General features: G+C 71.1%; 14 protein-coding genes, 1 pseudogene and 1 riboswitch. Of the genes and pseudogenes, 7 read left to right on the forward strand and 8 right to left on the reverse strand.

The window, feature by feature from the left end; translation table 11 throughout:
* Positions 1-38: 38 nt before the first annotated feature.
* Positions 39-144, forward strand: a riboswitch (TPP riboswitch).
* An 85-nt stretch (positions 145-229) separates the two neighbouring features.
* From AB0L95_RS19015 to AB0L95_RS19025, 3 genes are read left to right on the forward strand one after another with little or no spacing between them, the layout of a single operon-like run.
* Positions 230-1,309, forward strand: a complete 1,080-nt coding sequence (locus AB0L95_RS19015) for a thiamine ABC transporter substrate-binding protein (protein WP_365162869.1) — start codon at positions 230-232, stop codon at positions 1,307-1,309.
* A complete protein-coding gene (locus tag AB0L95_RS19020) occupies positions 1,285-2,958 on the forward strand; it encodes an iron ABC transporter permease (RefSeq protein ID WP_365162820.1) in 1,674 nt (557 codons plus the stop codon). Before AB0L95_RS19015 ends, AB0L95_RS19020 begins: the two co-directional genes overlap by 25 nt.
* Positions 2,959-2,960: 2 nt before the next feature.
* Positions 2,961-3,992 (forward strand): ABC transporter ATP-binding protein, encoded by a 1,032-nt coding sequence (locus AB0L95_RS19025; RefSeq protein ID WP_365162821.1) that lies wholly within the window; start codon positions 2,961-2,963, stop codon positions 3,990-3,992.
* A gap of 92 nt (positions 3,993-4,084) precedes the next feature.
* Here the strand turns inward: AB0L95_RS19025 and AB0L95_RS19030 are convergent, their stop codons facing one another.
* The 6 genes from AB0L95_RS19030 to AB0L95_RS19055 form a co-directional block, all read right to left on the reverse strand.
* Positions 4,085-4,741, reverse strand: a complete 657-nt coding sequence (locus tag AB0L95_RS19030; RefSeq protein WP_365162822.1) for an LAETG motif-containing sortase-dependent surface protein — start codon at positions 4,739-4,741, stop codon at positions 4,085-4,087.
* Positions 4,742-4,997: 256 nt separating this feature from the next.
* On the reverse strand, positions 4,998-5,405 hold the full coding sequence (locus AB0L95_RS19035) for a VOC family protein (protein ID WP_365162823.1): 408 nt from the start codon (positions 5,403-5,405) through the stop codon (positions 4,998-5,000).
* 150 nt (positions 5,406-5,555) lie between these two features.
* On the reverse strand, positions 5,556-6,797 hold the full coding sequence (locus AB0L95_RS19040; protein WP_365162824.1) for a hypothetical protein: 1,242 nt from the start codon (positions 6,795-6,797) through the stop codon (positions 5,556-5,558).
* Complete coding sequence (locus tag AB0L95_RS19045) at positions 6,779-7,522, reverse strand: ATP-binding cassette domain-containing protein (RefSeq protein WP_365162825.1); 744 nt, start codon at positions 7,520-7,522, stop codon at positions 6,779-6,781. The genes AB0L95_RS19040 and AB0L95_RS19045 overlap by 19 nt, the downstream gene beginning before the upstream one ends.
* 237 nt (positions 7,523-7,759) lie before the next feature.
* The gene (locus tag AB0L95_RS19050; RefSeq protein WP_365162826.1) at positions 7,760-9,142 is read right to left on the reverse strand and encodes an aspartate aminotransferase family protein; all 1,383 of its coding nucleotides are present in this window, start codon (positions 9,140-9,142) and stop codon (positions 7,760-7,762) included.
* Entirely contained in the window at positions 9,127-9,642 is a 516-nt protein-coding gene (locus AB0L95_RS19055) for an Lrp/AsnC family transcriptional regulator (RefSeq protein ID WP_355905003.1), read from the reverse strand. Before AB0L95_RS19055 ends, AB0L95_RS19050 begins: the two co-directional genes overlap by 16 nt.
* A gap of 165 nt (positions 9,643-9,807) precedes the next feature.
* Between AB0L95_RS19055 and AB0L95_RS19060 the strand changes: the two genes are divergently transcribed.
* The 4 genes and pseudogenes from AB0L95_RS19060 (at position 9,808) to AB0L95_RS19075 (ending at position 13,869) form a co-directional block, all read left to right on the forward strand.
* Entirely contained in the window at positions 9,808-11,247 is a 1,440-nt protein-coding gene (locus AB0L95_RS19060) for a gamma-aminobutyraldehyde dehydrogenase (protein ID WP_365162827.1), read from the forward strand.
* 253 nt (positions 11,248-11,500) lie between these two features.
* The gene (locus AB0L95_RS19065; protein ID WP_365162828.1) at positions 11,501-12,691 is read left to right on the forward strand and encodes a spermidine/putrescine ABC transporter substrate-binding protein; all 1,191 of its coding nucleotides are present in this window, start codon (positions 11,501-11,503) and stop codon (positions 12,689-12,691) included.
* A 157-nt stretch (positions 12,692-12,848) separates the two neighbouring features.
* A pseudogene (locus tag AB0L95_RS19070) lies at positions 12,849-12,929 on the forward strand (DNA-binding response regulator); the annotation flags it as partial.
* Positions 12,930-12,981: 52 nt separating this feature from the next.
* The gene (locus tag AB0L95_RS19075; RefSeq protein WP_365162829.1) at positions 12,982-13,869 is read left to right on the forward strand and encodes a DUF4255 domain-containing protein; all 888 of its coding nucleotides are present in this window, start codon (positions 12,982-12,984) and stop codon (positions 13,867-13,869) included.
* A gap of 358 nt (positions 13,870-14,227) precedes the next feature.
* Here the strand turns inward: AB0L95_RS19075 and AB0L95_RS19080 are convergent, their stop codons facing one another.
* Positions 14,228-15,025, reverse strand: a complete 798-nt coding sequence (locus tag AB0L95_RS19080) for a maleylpyruvate isomerase family mycothiol-dependent enzyme (protein ID WP_365162830.1) — start codon at positions 15,023-15,025, stop codon at positions 14,228-14,230.
* Between the two features lie 35 nt (positions 15,026-15,060).
* Positions 15,061-15,966 (reverse strand): NAD(P)-dependent oxidoreductase, encoded by a 906-nt coding sequence (locus AB0L95_RS19085; protein WP_365162831.1) that lies wholly within the window; start codon positions 15,964-15,966, stop codon positions 15,061-15,063.
* Positions 15,967-15,973 lie beyond the last annotated feature (7 nt).

Genomic DNA, 15,973 nt, shown 5'->3' on the forward strand with positions numbered 1-15,973 from the left:
GTAGTTATCCACAGCTGTTCATAGCTTTTCATATCTGCATATTCCGACAGGGGAGCGCCACAGCGCTGAGAGTGCGGGAGAGCCCGCAGACCCTCTGAACCTCGCCCAGGTCATTCTGGGTAGGGAGTTCGGTCTTCACTCGAGCTGTTGCGCCCTGCCCGGGACCCTTCGGGGCTTCCGCGCGGGGCCGCGTCTCTTCCTGGTCACCTCCAGGAGGAAATCAGTGGGCATCACCGGCAGGCAGTTCGCGGCCGTCGCCGTCGGGCTGGGCATGGTCACGCTGTCCGCGTGCGGATCGTCCGGCTCCACGGCAGGGAGCGGCGGCGATCCCAAGACCGTGACCCTCGTCAGCCACGACTCGTGGGCCGCCTCCAAGACCGTCATCGCGGCGTTCGAGAAGGAGTCCGGCTACCACGTCAAGGTCCTCCCCGACGGCGACGCGGGTCAGGCCGTCAACAAGGCGATCCTCACCAAGGACAACCCGCAGGGCGACGTCTTCTTCGGTGTCGACAACACGCTGCTGTCCCGGGCGCTCGACAACGGCCTGTTCCAGCCGTACGCGGCCAAGGGACTCGACCAGGTCGGTGCGCAGTACCAGCTGGACGGGGACAAGCACCGGGTCACGCCGATCGACTACGGCGACATCTGCGTCAACTACGACAAGAAGTACTTCGCCGACCACAAGCTTGCCCCGCCGGCCTCCCTCGACGACCTCACCGAGCCCGCGTACAAGAACCTCCTCGTCACCGAGAACGCCGCCACGTCCTCGCCGGGCCTCGGCTTTCTGCTCGGCACCGCCGCGAAGTACGGCGACAAGGGCTGGCAGGAGTACTGGAGCAAGCTCAAGGGCAACGGCGTGAAGGTGGTCGACGGCTGGGAGCAGGCCTACGAGCAGGAGTTCTCCGGTTCGGCCGCGGGCCGCAAGGCCGGCGGCGACCGGCCGCTGGTCGTCTCCTACGCCTCCTCCCCGCCCGCCGAGGTCGTCTACGCCAAGTCGCGGCCCACGACCGCGCCGACCGGCGTCGCGGCCGGCACCTGCTTCCGTCAGATCGAGTTCGCGGGTCTGCTGAGCAACGCTCACAACCCCAAGGGCGCCAAGGCGTTCCTCGACTTCCTGATCAGCAGGAGGTTCCAGGAGGACATGCCGCTCAACATGTACGTCTACCCGGTCGTGCGGGGCGCGCGGGTGCCCGCCGAGTTCACCGAGTACGGGCCTGCCGCCAAGAACCCCGAGACCATGGCCCCGACGAAGATCGCCGCCAACCGTGACCAGTGGGTCAGGTCGTGGACGTCGCTGGTACTGAAGTAGCCCCGAGGAAGCGGGCGAACCGGGGCGGTGCGGCGCGCGTCGGGCTGATGGCCCTGCCCGTCGCGTTCTTCGCGGTCTTCTTCGCCTACCCCGTCGCCGCGATCGTCGCGCGCGGTCTGCGCGTCGACGGGGTATGGCGCCTAGGGCGCCTGGCGGATGTGCCGGCGCAGCCGGACATCCAGCACGTGCTGTGGTTCACCACCTGGCAGGCGCTCGTCTCCACCACGCTGACCCTGCTCGTGGCGATGCCCGGCGCCTATGTCTTCGCCCGTCTGGACTTCCCCGGCAAACAACTGCTGCGCGCGGTCGTCACCGTGCCGTTCGTGCTGCCCACGGTGGTCGTCGGGACGGCCTTCCTGGCACTCGTCGGCCGCGGTGGACTCCTCGACGACCTGTGGGGCGTCCGGCTCGACACCACCGTGTGGGCCATCCTGCTCGCGCATGTCTTCTTCAACTACGCGGTCGTCGTCCGTACGGTCGGCGGTCTGTGGGCGCAGCTCGACCCGCGCCAGGAGGAGGCCGCGCGGGTGCTAGGCGCCTCCCGCGCCGCCGCCTGGCGGACGGTGACGCTGCCCGCCCTGGGCCCGGCGGTGGCCGCCGCCGCCCTCATGGTCTTCCTGTTCACCTTCACCTCGTTCGGTGTGGTGCAGATCCTCGGCGGCCCCACCTTCTCCACCCTGGAGGTGGAGATCTACCGGCAGACCTCCGAGATCTTCGACCTGTCCACGGCCGCCGTGCTGACGATCGTGCAGTTCCTGGCGGTCGGCGCGATCCTCGTGGTGCACGCCTGGACCGTGCGCCGCCGGGAGAGCGCGCTACGGCTGGTCGACGCGTCCCGCACGGCGCGCAGACCGCGCGGGGCCGGCCAGTGGGCGCTGCTCGTCTTGGTGCTCGCCACCGTCGCCGTCCTGCTCGTCCTGCCGCTCGCCGTGCTCGTCGCCCGGTCGCTCGACGCGCCCGGGTTCGCGTACTACGAGGCACTGACGCACGCGGACGGCGGGACCTTCCTCGTCGCGCCCGTCAACGCGATCGGCAACTCGCTCGCGTACGCCGGCGCAGCCACCCTCATCGCCGTGCTGATCGGCTCGCTCGCCGCCGCGGCCCTCACTCGCCGGGACGCCGGCCGCCTGGTGCGGGGCTTCGACGCGCTGCTGATGCTGCCGCTGGGCGTGTCCGCCGTGACCGTCGGCTTCGGGTTCCTGATCTCCCTGGACCGGCCGCCGCTGGACCTGCGCGGTTCCTGGATCCTGGTGCCGCTGGCTCAGGCCCTGGTGGGTGCCCCCTTCGTCGTACGGACCATGCTGCCCGTGCTGCGGGCCGTGGACGAGCGGCTGCGGGAGGCGGCGGCCGTGCTCGGGGCGTCGCCGTGGCGGGTGTGGCGGGAGGTCGATCTGCCGATCGTGCGGCGGGCGCTGCTGATCGCGGCCGGGTTCGCGTTCGCGGTGTCGCTGGGCGAGTTCGGGGCGACCGTGTTCATCGCCCGGCCCGACAACCCCACGCTGCCCGTCGCGGTGGCGCGGCTGCTCGCTCGGCCCGGCGACCTCAACTACGGCCAGGCGATGGCCCTTTCGACGATCCTGATGGTGGTGTGCGCGGTGGCGCTGCTGGTCCTGGAGAGGCTGCGGACCGATCGGACGGGGGAGTTCTGACGATGCTCGGACTTGAGCGGGCGACCGTACGTTTCCGGGGAGGCACCGCGCTCGACGGAGTCGACCTCGCGGTCGCCGAGCACGAGGTGGTGTGTGTGCTCGGGCCCAGCGGCGGCGGCAAGTCGACGCTGCTGCGGACCGTGGCCGGGCTGCAACCGCTCGACTCCGGGCGGGTGGTCCTCGACGGCCGCGATCTGGCCGGGGTGCCCGCGCACCGGCGCGGGGTGGGGCTGATGTTCCAGGACCACCAGCTGTTCCCGCAGCGGGACGTGGGCGGGAACGTCGCCTTCGGGCTGCGGATGCAGGGCGTCACACGCGGCGAACGGGACGGACGCGTCAGGGAGTTGCTGGACCTCGTCGGGCTGCCCGGGGCCGCGGGACGGGCCGTCGCCGCGCTCTCCGGCGGTGAGCAGCAGCGCGTCGCGCTCGCCCGGGCGCTCGCTCCCCGGCCCCGGCTGCTGATGCTGGACGAGCCCCTGGGCCAGCTCGACCGGTCGCTGCGGGAGCGCCTGGTCGTCGAACTGCGGGAGCTGTTCGGCCGGTTGGGCACCACCGTGCTCGCGGTCACCCACGACCAGGGCGAGGCCTTCGCGCTCGCGGACCGGGTCGTGGTGATGCGCCAGGGGCGGATCGCCCAGTCCGGTACGCCCCTTGAGGTCTGGCAGCGGCCCGCGGACGCGTTCGTGGCACGCTTCCTCGGCTTCGACAACGTGGTGGAGGCGACCGTCTCCGGGGAGGCCGCGGACACGCCGTGGGGCAAGGTCCCCGTCCCCGGGGGTTCCCCCCAGGGGCCGTGCGGCCTGCTCGTGCGGCCCGCCGGTGTGCGGCTCGTGCCCGTCTCCGAAGGACTGCGCTGCACGGTGACCGCACGCACCTTCCGCGGCACCCATGTCGCCGTCAGACTCCAGCCCGAGCAGGCACCCGCGCTGGAGGCGGCATGCCCGCTACGGGCCGCACCGGAGCCCGGCGACGAGACCGGGGTGGTGTTCGACGCGGCCGAGGTCGTCGTCCTCGCGGACGGGGCCGCGCCGTAGCCGGGCACCGGCCGCCCGGTGCCGGACACGCACAACGGCCCGCCCCCGGCGAGGGGGCGGGCCGCTGTGCTCGTACGGTTGTGCCGCGTGCGTCAGTTGCTCTTCGACGCGCCGCGACGGCGCATGCCGAAGAAGACCGCGCCGCCACCGACGATGACCAGGCCGGCGGCGATACCGGCGATCATCGGCGTGCTGGAGCTGGAACCGGTCTCAGCGAGGTTGGAGGTGCCGGCCGCGGGCGAGGGGGAGTTGTCGCCGGCGGGAGCGGCGGGCGTGCTGCTCGACTCCGCCGGGGTGGACTCCGACGAGGACGGGGTGGCCGACGGCTTCGGGGTCTCCGAGGCCGGGGGAGTGCTGGCCGGAGGAGTGGTCTCCGAGGTGGTGCAGGCCTTGTCCGGCGTGGTCAGGTTCGGCGAGATGTTCTCGTTGACGATGCCGCCGGCCGTGACGTGGATGCGGTACTGGGCCTTCGGCGCCCAGTCCTCGGAGAAGGAGACGGTCGCACCTTCCTTGGTGCCCTTGACCGTCTGCTCGCCGACCATCTTCGCGTCGGCGCCGTTCGACTCGAGGTAGACCGAGACGGTCGCTTCCTTGCCGGAAGCGTCCGTGTCCGTGACCGTGATGACGCCCTTGCCGTTGGTGTCGCAGGACGCGACGGCCGAGAAGTCACGGATGTTGCAGGCGAGCGCGTTGCCGGCGGCGCCGAGTGCGAGCGCGGCAGTGGCGGAGGCGACGCCGAGGATGCGCACTGAACGTGCGGTACGGGAGGATATGGACACGATTGCCCTTCGCGTGATGCGCAACTGCGGGGGGATTTCAGGGACGTTGCCCCAACAACAGCGTCCCCACCAGGCCCACAGGTTTATAAGCGGTGGCTAAGCGCTGTCAACGGCGATGTCCGGCATGACACCCGTCTTTGCCGTGTCGTTAACAGTCGTGACGTTTGAACAGTCGCCCGACCACCCCGACTTCCCCCGCGGTGGTACCCCGTTCACCTGCGTGGGCTCAGCCCTGGACGGCCGCGGGGTCCATCCACATGACCTCCCAGGTGTGGCCGTCGAGGTCGTCGAAGGAACGGCCGTACATGAAGCCGTGGTCCTGCGTCTCCCCGCCGGCCGAGCCGCCCGCCGCGAGCGCCCGGTCCACCAGCTCGTCGACCTTCTCCCGGCTCTCGGCGCTGAGGCACAGCAGCACCTCGCTGGTCCTCGTCGCGTCCGCGATCTCCTTCTTGGTGAAGTCGGCGTAGCGCTGCTTGCTGAGCAGCATCGCGATGATGGTGTCGCTGATGACGACACAGGCGCAGTCGTCCGTGGTGAACTGCGGGTTGATCGAGTACCCCAGCTCGATGAAGAACTTCTTCGACGCCTCGACGTCGACGACGGGCAGGTTCACGAAGATCATCTGCTGGTACATGAGCGGTCTCTCCCGGTGACGTGGTGGTGTGTGCGGTCGTGGCCGTGCGGTGGCCCGTACGGAGGAGGAGACCGCGGGCCGCGGCGAAACTCATCGGCGCGCGGCCCCTTTTCTCCGAGGACTTCTCCCGGGAACCTCTCCCGGCAGAGGTCAGCCCCTCAGCGGCATGGCGGCCAGTTCCGCGACCATCCAGGTCAGCGGCACGAACACCAGGGCCAGGGCGCCCGCCCGGAGGAATGCCGCGCCGCGCAGCAGCGTGGCGGGCGCGCCCAGCCGGACCAGCGCGGCCACCGTCTCGGCGCGCGCCTGCCGCGCCTCGATGGCCGCCGTCACCAGCGTCGTCAGCGCGCACCCCGCCACGAGCAGCGCACCCAGCGTGGTGAGGGGCCCGAAGGACAGGCGGGCGCCGACGTAGGGCGCCGTCATGGCGTACGCCCCGGAGGCCACCGCGCACACCACACCGAGCGGCCGCCCGATCCGCGCGGCCTCCCGTTGCAGTCCGCGCCCCGCGAGCAGCCGTACGGCTCCCGGACGCGCGGCCTCCAGCAACCGGCCGCACAGGTATGCGAGGGCCGGACCGACCAGGGCCAGCCCCAGCGCGGTCAGCGCCCAGCCCAGCAGAACCCCGGCAGGACCGCCCGCGACCCCGCCGGGCAGCGGGAAGCGCGGCGCCCCGCCCGAGCCGCTCGCGTGCGCCTCCACGGCGAGCCCCGCGGCGATCGCGGCCACGCCCCAGGGCAGTCCGCCCGGCGCGGGCCCGGCCGCGGGGGCCAGGCCGGACACGACGCCGTCCGGCAGCGCGGCGGCCCGGTCCTCGGGGGCGTCGTCGCCGCCCGGGCGGGCCGGCGCCTCGCCGCGGTGTCCGGCGCGGTGGCCTCCCGCGTCCTTCGGCCGCAACGCCAGCGCGCTCGCCGCGGAGGCCGCGAGCGGCACCAGCGTGAGCAGGGTGAGCGCCGCGGGCAGCGGCAGCGGCACGTCCGCGGCGAGGAACCCGGCCGCCGCGCCGTCGAACGGCACTCCCGGCAGATCGCCGCGCAGATGCAGAAAGGCCAGCAGCGCCAGCAGCGATCCGAGCCCGGTCGACAGGGCCGTGGTCACGGCCGACAGGGCCATCAGCCGGACGGGGCCGAGGCCGATGGCAGCGAGACCGGATCGGGGGCGGGTGCCGGGGTCCGTGCGGGCGACGGCGACCGCGAGATACACCGTGGCGGCCATGGGCACGGCGCACCAGACCAGCCGCAGCACCGAGCCGGCCGGCGCGTCCGGGTGCGCGAGGGCGTAGCCCAGCGTGCACAGCAGCAGCAGGCCCGAGCCGGCCGAGGCCGCCGCGACCAGCAGCCGGCACAGCTGGACCTGGGGGCGGGCCCCACGGGCTAGACGGAGAGCGAGCACGCGGGCCGGCCTTCCGTCTCCGCCTCCGGGACCGGAGGCAGCTGGACCGTGGTCACGGGCCGCCCGTCCAGCAGGGACACCGCGCGGTCGGCGAGAGCCGCGACGTCCGGGTGCAGCGTGGCCAGGACGACCGTGATGCCGTGCGAGCGGGCCGCCGCGGTGAGCGTGCGCAGCACCTGGGCGGCCTCGGAGCGGTGCAGGGTGGCGGTCGGCTCGTCCGCGAAGAGCACCGTCGGGCACGCGGCGAGCGCCCGCGCCACGGCGAGCCGCTGCCGTTCGGCCCCGGCCAGCTCGTCCGGGCGCTTGCGGGCGCAGCCGCCGATGTCGAGCCGCTCCAGCCACTCCAGGGCCGCGGTCCTGGCCCGGCGGCGGCCGGTGCCGCGCAGCATCAGCGGCAGGGCGGCGTTCTCCCACACGTTCAGCTCGGGTACGAGCAGCGGCACCGGATCGATCCAGCCGAAGCGGTCGCGGCGCAGCCGTTCACGGCTGAACGAGCCCATGGTGTGCACCGGTGTGCTGTTGAACCAGACCTCGCCCCGCTGGGCGGGCAGCAGCCCCGCCAGGCACTGCAGGAGGGTCGTCTTGCCGCTCCCGCGCGGGCCGGTGACGGCCAGGATCTCGCCCTCCCGGACCCCCACGGAGACACCGCAGAGCGCGGGCGAACCATTGTGCTGGAAGTGCAGGGCGTGCGCCCAGAGCACGTCGTTGTCCGGAGGGGCCACCATCGCGTACACCTCGGTTCAGATCCGTTTTTCCCGTGCCGATCCCCGTCCGGGGAACCCGTTCGGGGGAACGAAGGCGGGGCCGATCGGTCACTTCGCACGCTAGGCAGACGGCACCGGGAGCCAGGAACAGCAACGGCCCCGGACCGCCGTTTCTCACTCGAACGGGCGGCACGGGGCCGTTTGTTGATCATCCAGAAGGATGAATCAGCCAGCTGGGCGATCGGAACCTCGGAGGGCTCAGAGCTTGGTCCACGCCTCCGTCAGCGTCGCGCGCAGGATCTGCTCGATCTCGTCGAACGTCTTCTGGTCGGAGATCAGCGGCGGGGCGAGCTGGATGACCGGGTCGCCGCGGTCGTCGGCACGGCAGTACAGGCCGTTGTCGAACAGCGCCTTGGAGAGGAAGCCGTACAGGACGCGCTCGGTCTCCTCGTCGTTGAAGGACTCCTTGGTGTTCTTGTCCTTGACCAGCTCGATGCCGTAGAAGAAGCCGTTGCCGCGGACGTCGCCGACGATCGGCAGGTCGTGCAGCTTCTGCAGCGTGGACAGGAAGGCGCCCTCGTTGTCGAGTACGTGCTGGTTGAGGTTCTCGCGCTCGAACAGGTCGAGGTTGGCGAGGCCCACAGCGGCCGACACCGGGTGACCGCCGAAGGTGTAGCCGTGCAGGAAGGTGTTGTCACCCTTGTAGAAGGGCTCGGCCAGGCGGTCGGAGATGATGCAGGCGCCGATCGGGGAGTAGCCGGAGGTCATGCCCTTGGCGCAGGTGATCATGTCCGGCACGTAGTCGAACTTGTCGCACGCGAACATCGTGCCCAGGCGGCCGAAGGCGCAGATGACCTCGTCCGACACGAGCAGCACGTCGTACTGGTCGCAGATCTCGCGGACCCGCTGGAAGTAGCCGGGCGGCGGCGGGAAGCAGCCGCCGGCGTTCTGCACCGGCTCCAGGAAGACCGCGGCCACCGTCTCCGGACCCTCGAAGAGGATCTGCTGCTCGATCTGGTCGGCGGCCCAGCGGCCGAAGGCCTCCGGGTCGTCACCGAAGAGCGGGGCACGGTAGATGTTGGTGTTCGGCACCTTGTGCGCGCCGGGGACCAGCGGCTCGAAGGGGGCCTTGAGGCCCGGCAGGCCGGTGATGGACAGGGCGCCCTGCGGGGTGCCGTGGTAGGCGACCGCGCGCGAGATGACCTTGTACTTGGTGGGCTTGCCGACCAGCTTGAAGTACTGCTTGGCCAGCTTCCAGGCGGTCTCCACCGCCTCGCCGCCGCCCGTGGTGAAGAAGACCTTGTTCAGGTCGCCGGGCGCGTGGTGGGCCAGGCGCTCCGCCAGCTCCACGGCCTTCGGGTGGGCGTAGGACCACACCGGGAAGAAGGCCAGCTCCTGCGCCTGCTTGAACGCCGTCTCGGCCAGCTCGGTGCGGCCGTGGCCCGCCTGGACCACGAACAGACCGGCGAGACCGTCGAGGTAGCGCTTGCCCTTGTCGTCGTAGATGTAGGTGCCCTCGCCCCGCACGATGGTGGGCACGGGGGCGTTCTCGTACGAGGACATGCGGGTGAAGTGCATCCACAGGTGGTCGTACGCGGTCTTGCTGAGGTCCTTGGTACTCACGGCTATCGGGTTCCCCACATGTAGGTCTGCTTCTTGAGCTTGAGGTAGACGAAACTCTCGGTGGAGCGCACGCCGGGGAGGGCCCGGATGCGTTTGTTGATGACGTCCAGCAGGTGGTCGTCGTCCTCGCAGACGATCTCCACCATCAGGTCGAACGAGCCTGCGGTCATCACCACGTACTCGCATTCGGACATGGCGGCCAGCGCGTCGGCGACGGACTCGACTTCGCCCTCGACGTGGATCCCGACCATCGCCTGCCGGCGGAAGCCCACGGTGAGTGGGTCCGTGACGGCGACGATCTGCATCACGCCCTGGTCGAGCAGCTTCTGGACGCGCTGGCGCACGGCCGCCTCGGACAGGCCGACGGCCTTGCCGATCGCGGCGTACGGCCGGCGGCCGTCCTCCTGGAGCTGCTCGATGATGGCGAGGGAGACGGCGTCCAGCTGGGGGGTGCCGTTCCTGGACTCGCGGGAGTCCCTCTGGTCTGCGCTTCGACTGGCCACGACCTCACTGTGCACGACGTCTCGACAGTTTCGCAAGGCTCAATCAATGAAATTCGTTGTTTCCGTGAGGGGAGTCTGCGGATTTCGCAGCCTTGGTGCGATCGGGGCTGTTGAAAACGTGGGCACACGGATTAGGGTGGACGTCTCAGCGATTGGACACCCGAACTTGGAGGGCCCGCAGTGAGCACCGAGCTGCGTCGTCTGCGCAACCACATCGACGGCGAATTCCGCGACGCCGCCGACGGCCGGACCACCGAGGTGGTCAACCCTGCGACCGGTGAGGCGTACGCGACAGCCCCGCTGTCCGGACAGGCGGACGTCGACGCCGCGATGGCCGCCGCAGCCGCGGCCTTCCCGGCCTGGCGTGACACCACCCCCGCCGAGCGCCAGAAGGCCCTCCTCAAGATCGCTGACGCCTTCGAGGAGCGCGCCGAGGAACTGATCGCGGCCGAGGTCGAGAACACCGGCAAGCCGACCGGGCTGACCCGGTCGGAGGAGATCCCGCCGATGGTCGACCAGATCCGCTTCTTCGCGGGTGCGGCCCGGATGCTGGAGGGCCGCTCGGCCGGCGAGTACATGGAGGGGATGACCTCGATCATCCGCCGTGAGCCGGTCGGCGTCTGCGCGCAGGTCGCGCCGTGGAACTACCCGATGATGATGGCCGTGTGGAAGTTCGCCCCGGCGATCGCGGCGGGCAACACGGTCGTGCTGAAGCCGTCGGACACCACCCCGGCCTCCACGGTCCTGATCGCCGACATCATCGGCTCGATCCTGCCCAAGGGCGTCTTCAACGTCATCTGCGGCGACCGCGACACCGGCCGCATGATGGTCGAGCACCCGACCCCGGCGATGGCGTCCATCACCGGCTCCGTGCGCGCCGGCATGTCGGTCGCCGAGTCCGCGGCCAAGGACGTCAAGCGGGTCCACCTGGAGCTCGGCGGCAAGGCGCCGGTCGTCGTCTTCGAGGACACCGACATCGCCAAGGCGGTCGAGGACATCTCGGTGGCGGGCTTCTTCAACGCCGGCCAGGACTGCACGGCCGCCACCCGTGTCCTCGTCCACGAGTCCATCCACGACGAGTTCGTCGCCGCGCTCGCCAAGGCCGCCGCCGAGACGAAGACGGGCCAGCCGGACGACGAGGACGTGCTCTACGGGCCCCTCAACAACCCGAACCAGCTCCAGCAGGTCTCCGGCTTCATCGAGCGCCTCCCCGCGCACGCCAAGGTCGAGACGGGCGGCCAGCGCGTCGGCGACAAGGGCTACTTCTACGCGCCGACCGTCGTCTCGGGCCTCAAGCAGGAAGACGAGATCATCCAGAACGAGGTCTTCGGCCCGGTCATCACCGTCCAGTCCTTCACGGACGAGGCGCAGGCCGTGGAGTGGGCCAACGGCGTCGACTACGCCCTCGCGTCCTCGGTGTGGACGAAGGACCACGCCCGCGCGATGCGGCTGTCCAAGGCGCTCGACTTCGGCTGTGTGTGGATCAACACGCACATCCCGCTGGTCGCCGAGATGCCGCACGGCGGCTTCAAGAAGTCCGGCTACGGCAAGGACCTGTCGGCGTACGGCTTCGAGGACTACACGCGCATCAAGCACGTGATGACCTCGCTGGACGCGTAACAGCGCCGGGGCGGGCGCGCGCGTACACGCAGCTGCGCGAGCGCCCGTAGGCGCGGGCACCGATACGCCAGGTGCGCGGCCCCGCACGGGAGTTGACCGTGCGGGGCCTTCGCATGGCCGGGCGCCGTACGGCCGCGGACCCCGCCGCCTCCCGTCGGTCACCGGCGGCCGATCGACAGGGTGTCGGGTTGCCGCGGGGCGCTCGACGCGACGTCGATTGTCCTGGCGGCGGGCCGGACGGCATGCTTCCGGGATGTCCCGGATCCCGAAGACTCCCCAGCTCTCCCGCCGTTCCCTCCTGCGCTCCCTGGGCGGGGGCGCGGTGCTCGGCGCGCTCGCAGGCTGCGGCGTGCCCGCCGCCTACGTGGCACCCGGCGACCGGCCCGTCGCCGACCTGTCCACCCGGGACAGGCGACTGACCTGGGCGAACTGGCCGCTGTACATCGACACGGACGACAAGAACCCGAGTCGGCGGCCGACGTTGGAGGCGTTCGAGAAGAGCACGGGCATCGCGGTCGACTATGTCGAGGAGATCAACGACAACGACGAGTTCTTCGGCAAGATCAGTCCGGCCCTGATGAACCACCAGCAGACCGGTCGCGACCTGATCGTCATCAGCGACTGGATGTGCGCGCGGTTCGTCCGCCTCGGCTGGGTGCAGGAGATGGACCGGGCCCGGCAGCCGCAGGTGGCGCGGCACCTCGATGCCCTTCTGCGCTCGCCGGTCTTCGACCCGGGGCGCAAGTTCACGGTGCCCTGGCAGTCCGGCATCACCGGCATCGCGTACAACCGCCGCAGGCTCGGCCGCGAGATCCGGCGCGTGCAGGACCTGTGGGCGCCCGACCTCAAGGGCCGGGTCACCCTGCTCTCCGGTCTGGACGAGGCGTTCGCGCTGCTGATGCAGGCCAACGGGGTGGACATCACCCGGTGGACCGCCGACGACTTCCACCGGATCTGCGACCAGGTCGAGCGGCATGTCGGCAGCGGCCAGATCCGCCGGTTCACCGGGAACGACTACACCAAGGACCTGGTCAGCGGCGATGTGCTGGCCTGTCAGGCGTACTCGGGCGATGTGATCCAGTTGCAGGCGGACAACCCGGACATCCACTTCGTCGTCCCCGAGGAGGGCGCCGAACTGTGGTCGGACTCCCTGATGATCCCCGACCGGGCCCGCCACAAGGCGAACGCCGAGCAACTGGTCGACTACTACTACCAGCCGGAGGTCGCCGCGGCGCTCGCCGCCTGGGTGAACTACGTCTGCCCCGTCCCCGCCGCCCAGAACGTCCTGGCCGCCGCCAAGGACGAGGACGCCGCCGCCCTCGCCGAGAACCCGCTGATCTTCCCGGACGCGACGATGCGCCGCCGCCTGGCGATCGCCCGGGACGTCACATCGACGGAACGGGTGGAGTTCGCGAAGCGCTGGAACAAGATCGTCGGACTGTGAGGGCGCTTGCCGCCGGTTCCGGCCGCATGCCGGGTGCCGGCAATCTGCCTGGCAGTCGACGAACCCGTAGGGCGGCTACTGGCCCGCCACGGTGCAGCTCGGACGCAACGAACGGCTCGGCGGCACCGTCGTGGACGGTGAAGGCTTCACGCTCTACCTGCACGGGCTCATGACACGGATGCAGCTGCGCAACCGGGCCCATGCCGTGGCGTTCGCACTGCGGGAGGGGTACCTGTGAGCAACCCGAACGTGTCGGCAGCGCTCTCGGGCGGCGACCTGGGGACTTGCCGGTGATTCACGAGATCGACGAGGCGCTGCGGCGTCTGCTGCGTGCCAAGGCGCTCCCCGAGGGCGCGGCCCAGGTGGTCTTCGACGCCCCCACCCGTGACTGGGCCGCTCGCCGCAACTCGCCCACCGTGGACGCGTACCTCTACGACGTACGAGAGGAGGTGGCTCGGCGGGAGCGTGGCGCGATGGCGCTGAGCCACGCGTCGGGCATGGTGACGCGGCGCCGTCAGCCGCCTCGCTGGTTTCGGCTGTCGTGCCTGCTCACGGCGTGGACCAAGCGTTCCGAGGACGAACACCGGCTGCCGTCCGCCGTCCTGACCGGCCTGCTGCCCCATGAAGCGCTGCCCGCCGAGTGTCTCGACGGGGCCCTTGCGGACCTCGGTCTGGCGATTCCCCTCACCGTCGGCGTGCCGCCGGTCGAGTCTCGCTCCATCGCCGACATCTGGTCGGCCCTGGGCGGAGAACTCAAGCCGTCGCTGGAGGTCGGGGTGGTCGCGCCCATGCCTGCCTCCGCGACGTCGGGCGCCGGCGCGCCACCGTCGCGCTCGCTCATCAAGGACAAGGTCGCCGTCGGCGGACCCGTCACCGACCCGGAGCTGCAGACTCGGTTCATCGATCCGCTGGTCCTGGCGTGCACGGAGCACAACGGCGTCAACGCTCGTCTCGGCCTCGACGCCGTCGGCCTCGACCCGAGGCGGACGGCATGGCTCGGCGACGGGGCCAGACGCGACCAGCACCGCAACCCCGTGATCGAACCGCTCCTCCGACACGCGATGTCGCTTCCCCGGGTCAGGCCACGGGGAACGGGCCGTCTCCGATTCCTGGTCCCGGGGGAGACCCGGTGCGGATCACCAGCCGGTACGCGCCTCAGTACACGGAAGTCGATCTGAACGTTTTCGGCACGTCACCTCGTCGGACGTGATGACGGTGCACAGGGCACCCGATCGGCCCCGGCCTTCTGGACGGGCAGTCAGTTCTTCAAGGAGCAACACATATGCAGACCTATCGGCGCGACACAGCATGCCCGGACCACCACACGGCCCTTCCCCTCACAGCGCGACGCGCGGTGTCGGTCCTGGGGCGGTCGCCGTTCTGGGCCTGCTCGCTGCCTGTGGCAACGACAGTGGCGCGACACGTGCTCCGCAGACGGCCCCCAGCGCGACTCAGCAGGCCGGCAGGCCCGCCTGACCTCCGCGCGCCGGTACCGAACAGGGCGGACACCGCGATCCTCCGTGACGCACCCCTCCGCTAAATGATGTCGAGGCGGTCGAGGAACGGCGTCGCGGCGGATGCGTCGCCCGTGATGCGGCAGTGGTCGCGCCAGGGTTTGCGGGTGGTGGCCCACACGATGAAGTCGAGTGCCGTGCTGTGGACCTGGGTGGTGGCGTCCGCGCCGGGCGCCACGGTCAGCTGCCCGTCCGGCCCGGCCGCGGGGAGGACGGTGACGGTGGTGGCACCCGGTCCGGTCAGGTCCAGGACGAGGGGCCGGTCGACGGTGGCGGTGAGTTCGGGCCCCTGCATCTGGGGGAGACCGGCGAGCATGAAGTCGACGGCGGGGGCGACCTCGCCGTCGGTCGGTTCCGGCAGCGTGAACGGGAGCGGGCCGTCCGGGGCGAGCATGTCGTTGCGCAGGTGGCAGAAGACGTTGAACGCCATGGTGTTCGCCAGGAGGTGGCGCGGGTACGTCCCGAGCCCGGGCACGTCGACGGGCTCGTCGGCCCCGGGCGGTTCCTGGGCCGCTTCCAGGAGGTCCAGCTGCCGGGGGGTGCTGCGCCGCCACTCGTCGAGGACTTCGGCGTGGCTCCAGCCGCGGCGTTCGTCGACGCGCAGGTCGTGGTAGCGCTCGCGGTTCTTCGGCAGTGAGGGGTCGGGCGGTGGCGGGTCCACCGCCTCGGAGGCGAGGGCCGCCAGGTGGGCCACCACATCGATGACGCGCCAGCCGGCGCACGCGGACGGCAGCTCCCATTGTTCGTCGTCCACCTGGGGGACGATCTCCGCCAGTTGCGCCGTGCTCGAACGTGCGGCGGCGAGGCCGGCACGGGTCATCGTTCCTCCCTGGCCTCGTTCGAGGGACGGCCCGGTCAGGACGCCTGGCGGGACATGCGGTAGGTCGCGGCGACGTCCGCGCGGCCGAGGCCGTCGTCGGCCGCGAGGTGGAGGCGTTCGTCCACGACTTCCGCGATGCCCAGGTGCAGGCCGGCGGCGCGCGCGGTGTCGGTGATCAGGTCGGCGTCCTTGGCCGCGGCTTCGAGGGGGAAGGAGGGGGTGTCGAGGTCGTCGTCGATCATCATCGGGCCCTTGCTCTGGACGTACGGGCTGTTGAGGCCGCTGTCGTCGATGACGTCGATGACCAGCCGGGGGTCCACCCCGAGGGCGTCGGCCAGGGTGAGGGACTCCGCGATGCCCTCGACGGTGGTCAGGACCCAGGCGTTGTAGGCGAGTTTGAGGCTGCTCGGCTGACCGATCTCGTCGAGCCACACGATGCGTGAGCCCACCGCTTCCAGGACCGGTCGCACCTCTTCCCGTGCTTCCTCCTGGGGGGAGGCGGCCAGGACGGTCAGGGTGCCGGCCACGGCCGGCTCCTTGGTGCCGAGGAGGGGGGCCTCCACGTACGCGACGTTCAGGCGGGTCGCCTGTTCCGCGAGACGGCGACCGCCGTCCGGGGAGACCGTGCACGTCTGCACCCACACCGGGTGGCCGTCCAGGCCGTCGCGGGCCTGGTCCATCACGTCGGCGACCACCTTCTCGTTCGCGAGCGCGGTCACTACGACGTCGGCGCCGCGGCAGGCCTCGGCCGGCGTGTCGCACACCTCGGCGCCGGCGTCGGCCAGCGGTTCGGCGACGGCGCGGGTACGGTTCCACGCGCGCAGTCCCAGTCCCGCCGCCGCGATGTTGCGTGCCATGGCCTCCCCCATGGTGCCCGTGCCGAGCACCGCGACCACAGGCGTTCCCTGCCCGGACGACGCCGTCCGGTTCGCTCCGCTCATCGTCGCG

It is taken from the genome of Streptomyces sp. NPDC052036, assembly GCF_040680495.1.
Classification (GTDB): Bacteria; Actinomycetota; Actinomycetes; order Streptomycetales; family Streptomycetaceae; genus Streptomyces.

Coding starts and splice junctions, on each gene's coding strand:
- AB0L95_RS19025 (WP_365162821.1), top strand. CDS start 2,961: ATGCTCGGACTTGAGCGGGCGACCGTACGTTTCCGGGGAGGCACCGCG.
- AB0L95_RS19035 (WP_365162823.1), bottom strand. CDS start 5,405: ATGTACCAGCAGATGATCTTCGTGAACCTGCCCGTCGTCGACGTCGAG.
- AB0L95_RS19045 (WP_365162825.1), bottom strand. CDS start 7,522: ATGGTGGCCCCTCCGGACAACGACGTGCTCTGGGCGCACGCCCTGCAC.
- AB0L95_RS19065 (WP_365162828.1), top strand. CDS start 11,501: ATGTCCCGGATCCCGAAGACTCCCCAGCTCTCCCGCCGTTCCCTCCTG.
- AB0L95_RS19080 (WP_365162830.1), bottom strand. CDS start 15,025: ATGACCCGTGCCGGCCTCGCCGCCGCACGTTCGAGCACGGCGCAACTG.
- AB0L95_RS19085 (WP_365162831.1), bottom strand. CDS start 15,966: ATGAGCGGAGCGAACCGGACGGCGTCGTCCGGGCAGGGAACGCCTGTG.